The sequence below is a fragment of the Flavobacterium sp. genome, from assembly GCF_044357305.1.
In the GTDB taxonomy this organism is placed as follows: Bacteria; Bacteroidota; Bacteroidia; order Flavobacteriales; family Flavobacteriaceae; genus Flavobacterium.
Genome location: NZ_JBIKPS010000027.1, coordinates 1 through 14,482, shown reverse-complemented (window position 1 = coordinate 14,482; position 14,482 = coordinate 1). Strand labels below are relative to the sequence as shown.

The following is a 14,482-nucleotide window of genomic DNA, read 5'->3' as shown; positions in this document are numbered from 1 at the left end:
ATGAAAGTAAATCCTAAAAACGGTATCGACCAACTTCTTTTCGGAATGCAACAAAAAGACGTAATTGCTCTATATGGTTCTCCCGATAAAGAGTTTGAAGACGAAGAACAAAACATCATATTTTTATATAATTCGTTACAATTGCGTTTGACTTTTTACCAAGACGAAGCTATGAAATTAGGGTATATGATAACTTCCAATCCTGAAGTGACATTGTTAGATAAAAAAGTAATTGGTTTGGATGTAGAAACTATTAAAAAGGAATTGCCCTTTAAATCTTGGGAAGAAGAAGATTTTGATTCTACCGAAAACCATTTCAACGAGAGTAATTGGTTGGTTTTACAATCGGAATTCGGAAAGATTATCCGGGTGGAAATTGGTGCTATCATCAATGACAACGACGAATTTGAATGGAAATTCAAAAAATAATTTTGCTTTAAAGCAAAAAAAAAGGCACAGAAGAAAACTCTTTTGTGCCTTTTTTGGGTGTTGATAAAATTATTTAGTTGGAGCAGGAGCTGCTTCTAAAAATTCTACTTCAAATATAATATTAGCATTAGGAGGAATAACTCCGCCAGCCCCTCTTTCGCCATAACCTAGGTTAGAAGGGATGAAAATAGTTGCTTTATCTCCAAAAGAAAGTGCATTTAAACCTTCAACAAATCCAGGGATAAATTGGTATTCTCCTGCTTTAGCTTGCATTGGTTGGTATCCATTAGCATTGGCTCTGTTTTGATCAAATTTGCCGTACTCTTTAGCAACGTTTTCAATACAGCTATCAAATAAAGTTCCATCTTCTAAATATCCTGCATAGTTAATTAAAACAGCAGTACCTTTTTCTGGTTTTTTACCAGTACCTTTTTCAGTGATAACAAACTGTAATCCTGAAGCAGTTTTAGTAGCAGTTGGCTTTAACGCATTTAACGCATTAGCTTTATTTGTCATAACAGTTCCAAATTTTGAAGCGTATTCTGCTTTTATAATAGCATCTAGTTCTGCTTGTTTCTTTTTAGCTTCTGCATCTAATTCAGCTTGTTTTTTATCTTCATCGGCTTTTCCAGCAAAATAATCAGCAAAAATTTTGCTAGCATTAAAATTATTTGCTTCAGCACCTTTTCTTGTAATGGTTAGTTTAGTAATTACATCGTCTTGAGCAATTGCATTAACTACATCTTGACCTGTTATTACATATCCAAAAATAGTATGTTTACCATTTAAATGTGGTGTTGGAACGTGGGTAATGAAAAATTGAGAACCATTGGTTTTTGGGCCGGAATTAGCCATTGCTAAAATTCCTGCTCTATCAAATTTTGCATCAGTAAATTCATCTTTAAAAGCATAACCAGGACCACCTTGTCCGTTACCATCTGGATCTCCACCTTGTATCATAAAGTCTTTTATTACTCTATGGAATTTCAATCCGTCAAAGAATTTTTTTCCTTTGTATTTTTCTCCTACTTGTGTGTTAGTTCCTTCTGCTAAAGCAATAAAGTTAGCAACTGTAATAGGTGATTTTTGGTAATCTAATTTAATATAGATTTTGCCTTTGGCAGTTTCCAATTCGGCAAAAATACCTTCTTTGGTGTTAATGGCTGCTGCTCCAGGAACAGAAGTAGTTAATTGTGGTTTTACGGCAACAGTAGTAGTTGCTTTCTTAACTGGTTTTTTGGTTTGCGCATTTGAAATTGTTAATCCCAAACAGAATAACAAGGCAATTTTAAATTTCATTTTCATTGGTAATTAATTTATTGATTTATATTTAGTTTACATTTTTTCTAATACTTCCACTTCAAAGATAATGTTGGCATTGGGTGGGATCACATTTCCTGCTCCGTTTTCACCATATCCTAAATTAGAGGGGATAAATAATACCGCTTTATCTCCTATATTTAATTTGGATAATCCTTCTTCAAATCCTGGAATCATTTTGCCTTTAGAACCAACTTCAAAAGGTAGTGGAGAATACTCATTCTGCGCAGCTCTTTGAGGGTCAAATTTACCAAAGGTTTGAGCAGTTTCTTGCGAACTGGTGTCAAATAAAATTCCGTTTTCTAAAAAGCCAGCATATTTAATAAAAACAGTGCTTCCGCCTGCAGGTTTTTTGCCGGCTCCTTTTTGGTAAATAGTATACTGCAATCCTGTACTTGTTTTAGTTGCCGAAGCTTTTTGTTGTGCAAAAAAAGCAAGTTTATCGGTGGTAACTTTTTTGTAGGTTGCAGCATAAATTGCTTCTTGTTTCTTTTGATTTTCCGATTCGGTTTTGAAGTAATCACTGAAAATTTTCACTGCATTAAATTTCTTTGCAGCCTCTCCTTTTCGGATTATTTTAACGGAATTCATAGCATCGTCTTGCACAATAGCATTAACCACTTTCATACCTTGTTCCATCACATGACCAAAAATCGTGTGTTTTCCATCCAACCAAGGCGTATCTTTTAAGGTAATAAAAAACTGACTTCCATTAGTTCCAGGACCTGAATTTGCCATTGCTAATAAGCCACCTTTGTCAAATTTCAAATCAGTAATTTCATCTTTAAATTTAAAACCTGCATCACCAGAACCATTTCCTAAAGGGTCACCACCTTGAATCATAAAATCCTCAGCATCCCCATTGGTTTTAGATATCACTCGGTGAAATTTTAATCCATTGTATAACGGTTTTCCTTTGTAATCTTCCGATACAAATGGGTGGCTTCCTTCGGCAAGTGCAATAAAATTAGCTACAGTTATAGGTGCTTTTGTATATTCTAATTCTACTAAAATGTTTCCCTTGGAAGTTTCAATTTCAGCATACAAACCATCGGGTAAATTGTTGTGCCCGTCACCTTTACATCCTACAAATAAGGATACTACAAGTATTGCTACTAAGCTTACTATTCGTTTCATATTAATTATTCTTGAGTTGTTTTAGTTTCAGATTTAAAATCGTTTAAAGTAACGGTACAAATAAGTGGCTCGTTGGTTCCAATTCGGCGATCATCTCCATGGTAACCAAAAGCCATGTGCGATGGAAATAAAAATGTAACCGTTTCTGCTTTGTGCATCAACTTGATGCCGTGACGTAATCCCATTAGGATATTTTGTTTGTCAACGACATAGGTTTGCGGTTTTAATTCCAATTGCGAATAAATCACGTTGCCTTTTATGTCTTTGATTTCATAATCAAAAGTAGCCACATCGCCTTTTTTAGGACGTAGGGTGTCTCTATCATTTTTAACATCATAATAGTACCAATACCCTTTTTGGGAAGCAATATATTTGGTATTCGGATTGCTTTTGATAATGGAATCTATTTGACCTTCTTCGCCTTTGATAAGTTTTTTATTGCGTTCTACCGAGGCATTTAAAAACTCCCCCGAAGAATGTGAAATAGGCATCCGTGCTTGTTGTTGTTTACAACTTGCAAGAGTTAGAACGGCAATGCTTACAGCCAAAATGTTTTTTAGTATTCTCATTTTAAATAATAATTTTTGAAATTATACTTTCAAATTTTTCGATGGTTTTCACCAAAGTATCTTCCGATTTTCCTCCAGCAGCATTGATGTGACCGCCACCGCTAAAGTGTTCTCTAGCAAATTGATTTACATCAAATGCACCTTGGGAACGAAAAGATATTTTAACGATTTTTTCGTCGCGATTTTCAATAAAAATTGCTGCGAAATTAATACCTTTTATGGTTAATCCATAATTTACAATGCCTTCGGTATCGCCCTTTACATAATTAAATTCGTCTAATTCTTTTTGTGAAAGCGAAATATAAGCCGTTTTCAATTCGGGAATAACCTTCATGTTTTGTAAGGCTCTTCCTAAAAGTTGCAATCTATCGTATGAATTATTGTCAAAAAGCAAGTTTGGAATTTCAGAATTATCAATTCCTAAATCAATAAATTCTGCTGCAATTCGGTGCGTGGTTCCAGTTGTTTTTGGATAACGAAAACCACCCGAATCGGTTAAAATTCCAGTATATAAACAAGTTGCAATAGTTTTATCAAGTAAGTTTTTTTGATTTAAAAATCCGATAAAATTATAAACCATTTCACAAGTAGAACCAAAAGCAGTATCGGAATAGGTATATTTTGCATACGTATCGGGCAATTGGTGGTGATCAATCATTACCATTGGAACGGTAAGTTTGTTCAGAACGTTTTCCATTTCACCAGTTCGATGCAAAGCATTAAAATCTAAAGTAAAAATAAGTTCTTGATCTTGCAGAATTTTCGCAACTTTTTCCTTCTCATTTTCATATACTAAAACCGTATCGGAAGCAGGAAGCCAATTCAAAAAATTAGGAAAATCATTGGGTGCAATAACTACCGGTTGGTGGTTCAATTTCAATAGAAAATGATACATTCCAAGGGTAGATCCCATGGCGTCACCATCGGGACTTCGGTGGGGTATAATAGCGATTTTCTTTGGCGTTGCCAATAATTCGGATAACTCGAGTAGGTCTTTTTCGTTCATAGGATGCGAAATTACATTTTTTTGTGTTAAAAAAATGTTATTTGGAAACAAAAAGTCCGAGCCAAACTGCAAATATCCCTAGAAGAACACTCATAGCAATATAGCCAAATGCAAGAATGGAATTATTAGATTGGAAAAGGGAATAATTTTCAAAGCCAAAGGTTGAAAATGTAGTATATCCTCCACAGAAACCAGTAACTAAAAACCATTTTAAACTACTGTTGGCTAAATTATTTTTTTCTAAAAGACCAATAAATAAACCAATTGCAAAACATCCTAAAACATTTGTGATAAAGGTTGCTAGCGGAAATTGATTAGCCCAATATTTAGTAACTAAAACCGAAGTTAAGTACCGTAATATGCTACCAATTGCGCCACCGATACCTATAAAAAGTACTGTTTTTAACATGGTTATTTATTTGATTTCAAATGTAATAAAATTATTTAAAAAACAGTTTCAAAATGCTAGTGCCTATTTTTCGTTCCATCCCGCCTTTTGTTGTTGGGATTCCTGTAGATCTAGCAAATTTTTGTTTGGCTTGAGTAATGCCTAAGAGTCGGTTTAACGAAAATGAAAATCCAAATTTTCCCATGGTTTGTAGGTTATTATGATTGTTGAATTTCTCTTAAGTAAATTCTTAGACACAAATGTACATAGATTTAGGAATGTTTATTATCAATTGATAGGGATAATTTTTCAAATTATGTAAATGATAATTTATCCATTGAAACAAGTGGGGTTGATTTTTTTCCTGTATTAAACCGTCATCGAAAACAATTGCGTTTGTGGTGCATTGCGTTTCAATCGTAAATCGAAGGCCATACAGATATTACGTACAAAAGGTTTTCCTTTTTCGGTTACCGTGATAGATTTATCGGATATTTGTATCAATCCATCGGTTTCCATTTCGTTTAATTGTTCAACAATTTCAACAATTTCTGGAAAATAATCTTCTTTGGCTTCCCAAGATGTAGTAAACTGACACATCAAATTTAGTATGTGTTTTCGAATTATTAAATCTTCTTCTGTAAGAATATGTCCTTTAAAAACAGGTAACTCATTTTTTTCTAAACGAGCATAATAGTCTTCGATAGTTTTTTCATTTTGTGCAAAACTATACCAGCTATCGCTTATAGAGGAAACTCCTAATCCAATCATTAATTTTGTTTTAGAAGAAGTATAGCCCATAAAATTACGATGTAATTTTTTGTTTTGAAAGGATTCATACATGCTATCCGTTTTCAAAGCAAAATGATCCATGCCTATTTCGTGATAATTATGTGCTGCCAAACTTTTTTTCCCTTCTTCATAAAGTTGTCTTTTGGCATCGTCTTTTGGAACGTCTTCATCTCTAAAACCGCGTTGTCCATTGCCTTTAATCCATGGCACATGTGCGTAGCTATAAAATGCTAAACGATCGGGAAGTAGTGAATTGGTTTTGTCAATAGTATCGATCACATCCTCTAATGTCTGAAAAGGTAATCCAAAAATTAAATCATGTCCTATAGAAGTATAGCCAATTTCCTTCGCCCAAAATGTAACTTTAGCAACATTGTGAAAAGGTTGTTCTCTATGAATTGCTTTTTGTACTTTTTCAGAATAATCTTGCACTCCAAAGCTTACTCTTTTAAATCCTAAATTGTAAAGGGTTTGCAGATGGGTTCTTGTAGTATTATTAGGATGTCCTTCAAAACTAAATTCATGTTCTTTCGCTTTGGTGGCTCTTAGGAAAATTCCGTTTATTAATGATTCTAAATTTTCGGGAGCAAAGAACGTTGGGGTTCCTCCACCAAGATGGATTTCTTTAATAATTGGTTTGTTAGGAAGTAAATCGCAATAGATATTCCATTCGTGTAAAACTGCTGCTATATAGGAGTTCTCCACATCATGTCGTTTGGTAATTCGTTTGTTGCAACCACAAAAGGTACACAAACTCTCACAAAACGGCAGGTGTATATATAAACTAATTCCTTCGTTTTCATTACTTTCCTGGAAGGATTGAAGGAAAGTATTTTTCCACAAATCGTTAGTAAACAGTCCCTCACTCCAATAGGGTACCGTTGGATAACTTGTGTATCTTGGACCAGGGACATTGTATTTTTGGATTAAGGAAATTGGCATGAGAATAACTTTTGAATTCAAATGTAATTCCGCAGCAAAGAAATTAAAATGATAATTGTCATAAATAAAAAAAGCTCACTGTTAAAGTGAGCTTTTAAGTGTTATTTAACAATATTTCGTATCTGTTTTAACTTGTCTTTCCAAGACAACAGCTCTTCTTTATGTCTTTCAATTGTTTTTCTAACTTCCGTTACAATTGAATTTTCTTTCTTAGCATTTTTAGTATTTTGAAAAAATTGAATGTTATTTTCTAATTGGAAAATTTCATTCTGAACTTCCTCAATTTTACGCATGATGAAGATTTTTTCGTTGTCTAGTTTTCTGCTGTCTTCAGATCCGGAAATGTTATCCAAACGATTAGCAAAACGCAACATATCGCCTTCTTTTTTACTTGAACTTAATTTTTCAAATAAAGCATCCAATATTTTATTGAATTTACCTTCTATATGTCTTCTGTTAAAAGGAACTTTCCCTATAGATTTCCATGCTTCAATATGAACTTTAATTGCGTCTAAATCGGCTCTGTGATCTCCAACTAGTTCAAATGCACGCAAACCTTCCAAATATTCTTTTTTCTTTTCAAAGGCTGCTACTTCTTCGGAGTTTTCTTCCGATTTGCTTTCTTTTAAACGTTCAAAATAGTGGTTACAAGCTGCTTTAAATTCTTTCCAAAGTACATCCGAAAATTTTCTTGGCACATGACCTACTAATTTCCATTCCTCTTGAATTTGCTTCATTAAAGGAGTGGTAGCTGTAAAATCATCGCTTTCTTTTAATTCGTTTGCCTTAGTAACAAGAGCTTGTTTTTTACTTAAATTATCGTTTTGGTCTTTTTTAATTTCTTTATAAAAAGAATTTTTAAGCACGTTAAAGTTTCGTACCGCAGTTTTAAATGCTGCCCAAGTGGCTTCATTAACTTCTCCAGGAACTTTACCAGTAGCAAAGAATTCATTGCGCAAAGCCTCTACTTTCACAATTTGATTCAACCATGCTTGGTGCGAATCTACTTTTTCTTGTGCTAAAACTTCTAATTGTGCAATGATTGCATTTTTCTTTTCGAGATTATCGGTTTCTTTGGCTCTAAAACCTTCGTAAAACGATTCTCTTTTATCGTGCATTTGTTTGGTCAAGTCGCTAAACTGTTTCCAAATTTCTTCTCTGTGTTCTCTAGAAACTGGTCCTATATCTTCTTTCCAAATTTTATGCAAATCTTGTAATTCACGGAACGCTTTATTGATATCTGGTTCGTTAACTAATTCGGTAACACGAGCAATGATTTTTTGCTTTTGATCTAAGTTGATTTTAAAATCAATATCTCTAGCTTCTCTATCTAAGTGTAAGAAATCGTAAAAATTTTCAATATGAAAATGGAAATTATTCCAAACGTGGTTGTATTTATCTTTAGGAATCGGACCTGCATTTTTCCAACGTTCTCTAATGTCGTTTAGTTGTTTTAGAGAGTTTGCAATGTTTCCGGTAGAATTATTTACTAAATTTTTCAACTCTTCTACAAGAGCCATTCTATTTTCTAAATTCGCTTGTAAGTTGTTTTGTAACGACTTAAAGTGAACGTTTTTCTTATCTCGGTATTGATTATATAAAGTGTCGAATTTAGTTTTTAAAGGAAAGCTGTAATGAAAATCCTCTGTAGTTTCTGGATTTTCAGCATGAAATTCATCCTTTTTTTCATCCATGAAATGATGGAATTTAGATAAAAAAGCTTTCTTAATTTCTTCTACATGCTCTCTTACTGACATTACCTTTTCAGTAGCAACAAGAATTTCTAATTCATCTACCAATTTTTCCATTGGCAATGCTTCGTAATCTTGTAATGGAATATCGTCTCTACCTTTAACTGTTTCGTCTTCACTTTCTTCGGCATTGGCTGTAGCAATTGCATTCATTGCAAAATCACTTCCTTCTTGTATTTCCAAAGTGTCGTCTGCAACTTGTGCATCTGTAAGCGCAATAGTATTTTCAGCTTCAATAGCAGTTTCTTCTATTTCGGAAATAGTTTCTGGTTCTTCAACAACTTCAATAGCAGTTTCTTCTATTTCAGAAACAGTTTCTGTTTCTTCAGCAACTTTATCCGTAGTTTCTTCTATTTCAGAAGCAGTTTCTACTTCCAAAGCGACCTCAATTGGAGTTTCTTCAATTTCTTCGCCAACTAAATCTTCTACTTCTAGAACTTTTTCTTCTTCTGTTTCAGCAACTAGTGGTGCTTCAACTTCGGTATCTGGAACCAATTCGGATGCAGGCTCTTCAGTAACTAAAATTTCTTCAACTTCTTGTTTTTCAATGGATAAACTCTCTTGGGATTCGTTTGTTACGTTTCCGTCTACCGCGTTTTCGTTAACTGGTAGGTTATCATTCAATTCTTCTGACATTTTTTTAAATGTGTAAGGTTATACAATTTTTCCTTTTTTGGAGCGCTAAAGATACAAAAGTGTTGATAAAAAACCTAAAAAAGCAATAGTTTCTGTTATTTATTCCAAATTTTCCAAGCTTTTTCTGCTTGAAAGATTAACATTTCTTTGCCGTTTTTTATTTGGGCACCTTGCTTTTTTGCTTTTTTCAGAAATTGGGTTTCTTCAGGATTGTAAATTAAATCGAATGCAATATGTTTTTCAGTAAAAAAAGTATAGGGAATAGGAGGGAATTCCTTAATATTTGGACTAGTTCCAAGTGGGGTGCAATTAATTATTATTTGATAATTATCAAAAGTTGTAGCATTTATAAGATTGTAATCCATAGTATTTTCAGAAGCTTCTCGGGAAATAAACGTATAAAAAATTCCCAATTGTTCTAGTGCAAAAGCAACCGCTTTGGCTGCACCACCAGTTCCTAATATTAGTGCTTTTTTATGGTGGGGTTGTAGTAATGGCTCTAATGACTTTTTAAATCCATACCAATCGGAATTGTATCCTTTTAAATTTCCTTTTTTGGTGAATCGAATTACGTTTACAGCACCAATTTTAAATGCTTTATCCGATAGGGTGTCTAGGAAAGGAATAATAGCTTCTTTGTATGGGATAGTAACATTTAAGCCTTTTAAATCAGGATTATTCTTTAAGACATTAGGAAATTCCTCTATGGTAGGAATGTCAAAATTTTCATAGGTACAATCGTTAAATAAATCTTTGGAGAATTTTTCGGCAAAATATTTTCTGGAAAAAGAATAGGAAATATCCCTACCTATCAATCCGAATTTTTTATTGTTTTGCAGCATTTATAGTAATTGGAATTAAATAGGAACATCTTACTTTTTTGCCATTTTGCTCCCCGGGCAACCATTTGGGCATTTTTGTTACTACTCGCATTGCTTCATTATCTGTGCCGTAACCTATACTACGAATAACTTTAAGGTTGGATAATGATCCGTCTTTTTCTACAACAAAGGATACAATGACTTTGCCTCTCAACTCATTTTCTTTCATATCTTCCGAATATTCGAAATTTTTTGAAATGAAAGAAAATAATTTTGTGTTTCCTCCAGGAAATTCAGGTTGAACCTCAATTCCAGCTGTGTTGTAAATGGTGTTTTCGTTTTCTTTTTCCTTCAAATACGCTGGCTCAGGTTCTTCAGAAAGAGTGGCATCTCCATCTGGATCACTTTTTATTGTAATGATTCTTTCTTCTAAAGGGATTTCCTTTATTACAGTAGTTTTAGGAGTAGCTTTTCCTTTTTTGGTTTGTCCAAAGGAAAGCGAGAAAATTAGAAAGGAAAAAAATAAAAAAAAAGTTTTCATTAGTGTTTGTGCTTGGTAATGTAATTCTGCACTTTCTTCATTGCCCAAACCTTAGGAAATAATTCTTCTAAAAGAGTGTTATTTTTAAAGTTCAATCGCAAGCCATTGCTTAAATGAAAAGTTCCTTTTTCATTTTCTTTCAATATAAAATTCAATCCTGCCAAACGGTATTCTATTTCGTATTCTTCCGGAAAATAATCAGCAGCTTGTAATAAAGTCAATACGGCGTTTTCAAATTCTTCCAAATAGTGTAAAATATCTACCCAAAACAACCAAGTATCTAACTGGTAATCTCCTAATTCAACTGCTTTTCGAAAGCCATATTCTGCATCTTCAAAAAGATTCATTGCTTTGTTTATGGTAGCAAATCTTTTCCAATAGGATTTGTTTTGATCGTCTATTGCTAAAGCTTTATTGGCATAATGCAGGGCTTTGGGATAGTTTTTTTGGCGTATGTAAAAATCGGTTATGGCAATCCAACCTTTATCTAAAAGTGGATCTTCATGAACTGTTTTGTTATAGTAAATTAATGCTTCGACTTTGTTTCCTAATTTTTCGTTGCACTTGCCAATTCGCAATAAAGCATAGGAAGTAGGGTCGTCTAATTCTATTGTTTTGACAAAACTTTCAATTGCTTCTTCAAAACGTTTTAAACGCTCCAATGCTTTCCCTTTTTCCATGAAAGCTCCTACAAATTCATCGTCAATATAGGTGGCAAATTCAAAAGCGCGAACTGCATTTTCGTAGTCTTTTAATCCGTAATACAGGCGCCCTTTTTGGTGCCAAGCAATTTCGGAATACGGGTTTTTATCAATATATTTTTTTAAATATTTGATTGCTTCTTCATTTTGATCTAAAAATTCATAGCAATATACCACATTATAAATGGCTGATTGGTCTTCAATATCTTCTTCCAAACATTTAATGAAATTGGTTTTAGCCAATTCTAAATTGTCCATAAATAGGTATTCCATGCCTATTAAGTTATAAATATCGGCATAATCTTCGGTGAATTGTAAGGCCTCGTTTAGTAATTCAACCGCTTTTTCGTGGTTGTCTCTTTTGGAGTAAATATTGGCTTTTTGAATAAAAATTTCTTCGTTAGTCGGCTCAATTGCATACAACTCATTTAGGAGTTTTTCTGCAATTTCCAATTTGTCTTCGTAGATTAGCATTTCTACTTGAACTAGCTTTAAACCAGTAGATTTAGGGTGTTGTTCTAAACCAAATTTTAAAGCTTTTTTAGCCAAATTTGCCTTGCCCATATCTAGATAATGCAGGATTATTTCTTCAAATTCTTCCGAATCAAAAAAGAGAACTTTGTTGGTTTTCAACATCGATTCAAATTTTGATAAGGATAAATTGTAGTCTTCTTCGTCGTGATCCAAATGCATAGTTTTTTGTTTGAAATAACTTATATAAAAGTACTTATCTATAATTAGAAATAGTGCTTTTTAAATTTTTGTTTTGAACAATTTAATTAACAGGTGAGTTTGTTGTTTGTAGTTTGTAGTTTATTGTTTATTGTTTGTAGTTTGTTGTTTATAGTTTATTGTTTGTAGTTTATTGTTTGTAGTTTATTGTTTATAGTTTATTGTTTGTTGTTTGTTGTTTGTAGTTTATTGTTTTTTGTTAACTACAAACCCTAAACCCTAAACCCTAAACCCTAAACCCTAAACCCTAAACTATAAACCATTCAAAACTTCCAACATAATTTTGCAACCTTCTCGAATTTCATCTTCAGAAATGGTTAATGGTGGTGTAATTCGGATGGCTTTTCCTTCAAATAATAACCAAAATAAAATTAGCCCTTTGTCTTGACAACGCAAAATAATTTGATTGGTTATTTCGGCATCCCTTGTCATGGCTGCTAGCATCAAGCCTTTTCCTCTAATTTCTTCTATCAAAGGATGTACCAAAAGTTCTCTAAATAGTTTTTCTTTCTCTAAAGACTGTTTGGCGTAGTCTTTTTCTAACACTTCCTGCAAAGTTGCTAAACAGGCTGCTGCAATAACTGGATGGCCTCCAAAAGTAGTAATATGTCCTAGTTTTGGATCGTGGCTAAGTAAATCCATGTGCTTTTCATGGGCAATAAATCCGCCAACGGGCATTCCGCCAGCCATTCCTTTGCCAATAATCACTACATCGGGAACGACATTGTAATTTTCGAAACCAAATAATTTTCCGGTCCTTCCAAATCCGGGTTGAATTTCATCCACAATCATTAGGGCTCCAACTTCTTCGCAACGTTTTTTTACTTTTGCCAAAAAATCATTTTCGGGTTGGATAAATCCTGCGCCACCTTGAATACTTTCTAAAATAATTCCGGCAGTTTTGGTGGTGATTTTTAAAATATCTTCCTCATTGTTGAAGGTAATAAAATCTACATCGGGAATTAAAGGTCTAAAAACTTGCTTGCGTTCTTCAAATCCCATAACGCTCATGGAGCCCATGGTATTGCCGTGGTATGCATTATGACAGGAAATCAACTGACTTCTGCCAGTTACTCTTCGAACCAACTTCAAGGCACCTTCACAGGCTTCGGTTCCAGAGTTAACCAAATACACTTTATTCAATTCGGGCGGTAAATTCTCTACCAATAATTTGCAATACTGCACCGCCGGACTTTGCGAATATTCACCATAAACCATCACATGCGAATATTTATCCAATTGGTTTTTTATGGCATCGTTCACCCGTTGGTTTTGATGACCTAACGAACAAGCAGAAACTCCTGCAACAAAGTCGAGGTATTTTTTATTGTCGGTATCGTAAATATAGGATCCAATGGCATGCGAAACCTCCATTCCTAAAGGGTAGGGAGTGGTTTGTGCTTGGTATTTTATAAAATCGTTATTCATAATTAGGACACTTAGACGCTAGGTCTCGAAGTTTTTTAATGTATTTTTTTTTCTATTTCCAAATATTTTTTTCTAATAAAACTAACTGTTTATAGTATTAAATAAATATTTAAAAATGCCGACTCAACTTAATTTTTAAAATATTATCGCAAAAGCACCGAGTCGCAAAGGATCTAATTGTAATCTGCGTCTTAGCGCCTTCGCGAGACAAAACATAAAATATTTTTAGAATTAATAAAAATATTAATCGGACAATATTAATTTGTAGCAAATTTAGGAAATTCGAGTCAACTCAAAGGTTTATTAAGATTTTTTTATTAAAGAGCATAAATGCCTTACAAATATTTATATTTGCGTCATTATGTTAAATAGTATCTCATGAAAAAATTACTAGTATTTGCTTTAGTTGGGCTTTCGCTTGCGGGCAATTCGCAAATAAAAAAAACCAATTCAAACTCCAAAAATAAAAAAGTTACCGTTGTAGAAAAGAAGAAAGTAGTCTATCAAGTTTTTACTAGATTGTTCGGAAATAAAAATACCACCAACAAACCTTGGGGAACGATTGCCGAAAATGGAGTTGGGAAGTTTAACGATTTTACAAACACTGCCTTAACAGAAATTAAAGATCTTGGCGTGACGCACATTTGGTACACGGGAGTTCCTCATCATGCTTTGGTGAATGATTATACCAAATACGGAATTTCAAACGACGACCCTGAAGTGGTTAAAGGTCGAGCCGGTTCGCCTTATGCCGTGAAGGATTACTATAATGTAAACCCCGATTTGGCAGTAGATCCTGCGAGACGTTTGGAGGAATTTGAAGCATTAATTGAACGCACCCACAAACACGGATTGAAAGTAATTATTGATATCGTTCCCAATCATATTGCTCGAAAATATATTGGATTTACCAATCCTGCTGGCGTTCGTGATTTTGGTGCCGATGATAATACGAATGTCGAATACGATAGAAATAATAACTTTTATTACATTCCGGGACAGCATTTTCAAGTGCCAACTTCCGATTCGTATAAGCCTTTAAATGGAGAATCAAATCCGTTAATTGACGGAACATTTGATGAAAATCCTGCAAAATGGACCGGTAATGGTTCGCGTATGGCGAAACCAGATATAAACGATTGGTACGAAACGGTGAAGGTTAACTACGGAATTCGCCCTGACGGTTCTAAAGATTTTCCGGAATTGCCAGACGGTTTTGAAAACAAATCCTATAAAGAACATTTTGATTTTTGGAAAGACAAAGACGTACCAAGTTCTTGGAAAAAATT

14 protein-coding genes are annotated in these 14,482 nt (G+C 33.8%); 2 read left to right on the top strand and 12 right to left on the bottom strand.

Annotated features, from left to right (window positions below; translation table 11 throughout):
* Positions 1-429: a hypothetical protein gene (locus ACIQ2J_RS12975; protein ID WP_396170541.1), complete on the top strand. Its 429-nt coding sequence runs from the start codon at positions 1-3 to the stop codon at positions 427-429.
* Positions 430-498: 69 nt separating this feature from the next.
* Here ACIQ2J_RS12975 and ACIQ2J_RS12970 read toward each other — a convergent pair whose 3' ends face one another.
* The 12 genes from ACIQ2J_RS12970 to ACIQ2J_RS12915 form a co-directional block, all read right to left on the bottom strand.
* Positions 499-1,734: a peptidylprolyl isomerase gene (locus tag ACIQ2J_RS12970; RefSeq protein ID WP_396170540.1), complete on the bottom strand. Its 1,236-nt coding sequence runs from the start codon at positions 1,732-1,734 to the stop codon at positions 499-501.
* Between the two features lie 30 nt (positions 1,735-1,764).
* On the bottom strand, positions 1,765-2,886 hold the full coding sequence (locus ACIQ2J_RS12965; RefSeq protein WP_396170537.1) for a peptidylprolyl isomerase: 1,122 nt from the start codon (positions 2,884-2,886) through the stop codon (positions 1,765-1,767).
* 5 nt (positions 2,887-2,891) lie between these two features.
* Complete coding sequence (gldI, locus tag ACIQ2J_RS12960; RefSeq protein WP_396170535.1) at positions 2,892-3,455, bottom strand: gliding motility-associated peptidyl-prolyl isomerase GldI; 564 nt, start codon at positions 3,453-3,455, stop codon at positions 2,892-2,894.
* A 1-nt stretch (position 3,456) separates the two neighbouring features.
* Positions 3,457-4,461 (bottom strand): bifunctional oligoribonuclease/PAP phosphatase NrnA, encoded by a 1,005-nt coding sequence (locus ACIQ2J_RS12955; RefSeq protein WP_396170533.1) that lies wholly within the window; start codon positions 4,459-4,461, stop codon positions 3,457-3,459.
* Positions 4,462-4,498: 37 nt separating this feature from the next.
* The gene (gene crcB / locus ACIQ2J_RS12950; protein WP_396170530.1) at positions 4,499-4,870 is read right to left on the bottom strand and encodes a fluoride efflux transporter CrcB; all 372 of its coding nucleotides are present in this window, start codon (positions 4,868-4,870) and stop codon (positions 4,499-4,501) included.
* A 31-nt stretch (positions 4,871-4,901) separates the two neighbouring features.
* The gene (locus ACIQ2J_RS12945; RefSeq protein WP_396170528.1) at positions 4,902-5,054 is read right to left on the bottom strand and encodes a hypothetical protein; all 153 of its coding nucleotides are present in this window, start codon (positions 5,052-5,054) and stop codon (positions 4,902-4,904) included.
* A gap of 164 nt (positions 5,055-5,218) precedes the next feature.
* Positions 5,219-6,583, bottom strand: coding sequence for an oxygen-independent coproporphyrinogen III oxidase (gene hemN, locus ACIQ2J_RS12940; RefSeq protein ID WP_396170525.1), 1,365 nt, complete (start codon positions 6,581-6,583; stop codon positions 5,219-5,221).
* Positions 6,584-6,684: 101 nt separating this feature from the next.
* Positions 6,685-8,970, bottom strand: a complete 2,286-nt coding sequence (locus ACIQ2J_RS12935) for a DUF349 domain-containing protein (protein ID WP_396170522.1) — start codon at positions 8,968-8,970, stop codon at positions 6,685-6,687.
* A gap of 95 nt (positions 8,971-9,065) precedes the next feature.
* Positions 9,066-9,812: a shikimate dehydrogenase family protein gene (locus ACIQ2J_RS12930; RefSeq protein WP_396170520.1), complete on the bottom strand. Its 747-nt coding sequence runs from the start codon at positions 9,810-9,812 to the stop codon at positions 9,066-9,068.
* Positions 9,796-10,332, bottom strand: a complete 537-nt coding sequence (locus tag ACIQ2J_RS12925; RefSeq protein WP_396170518.1) for an energy transducer TonB — start codon at positions 10,330-10,332, stop codon at positions 9,796-9,798. The genes ACIQ2J_RS12930 and ACIQ2J_RS12925 overlap by 17 nt, the downstream gene beginning before the upstream one ends.
* Positions 10,332-11,726 carry a tetratricopeptide repeat protein gene (locus ACIQ2J_RS12920; RefSeq protein ID WP_396170515.1) on the bottom strand — a complete coding sequence of 465 codons (1,395 nt, stop codon included), beginning with the start codon at positions 11,724-11,726 and terminating at the stop codon, positions 10,332-10,334. The genes ACIQ2J_RS12925 and ACIQ2J_RS12920 overlap by 1 nt, the downstream gene beginning before the upstream one ends.
* A 291-nt stretch (positions 11,727-12,017) precedes the next feature.
* On the bottom strand, positions 12,018-13,193 hold the full coding sequence (locus tag ACIQ2J_RS12915; protein ID WP_396170512.1) for an aspartate aminotransferase family protein: 1,176 nt from the start codon (positions 13,191-13,193) through the stop codon (positions 12,018-12,020).
* A 378-nt stretch (positions 13,194-13,571) separates the two neighbouring features.
* On the opposite strand from ACIQ2J_RS12915, the gene ACIQ2J_RS12910 reads away from it, so the two are divergent.
* Positions 13,572-14,482, top strand: a 911-nt coding sequence (locus ACIQ2J_RS12910) for an alpha-amylase family glycosyl hydrolase (RefSeq protein WP_396170510.1), incomplete at its 3' end; no start/stop codon positions are given.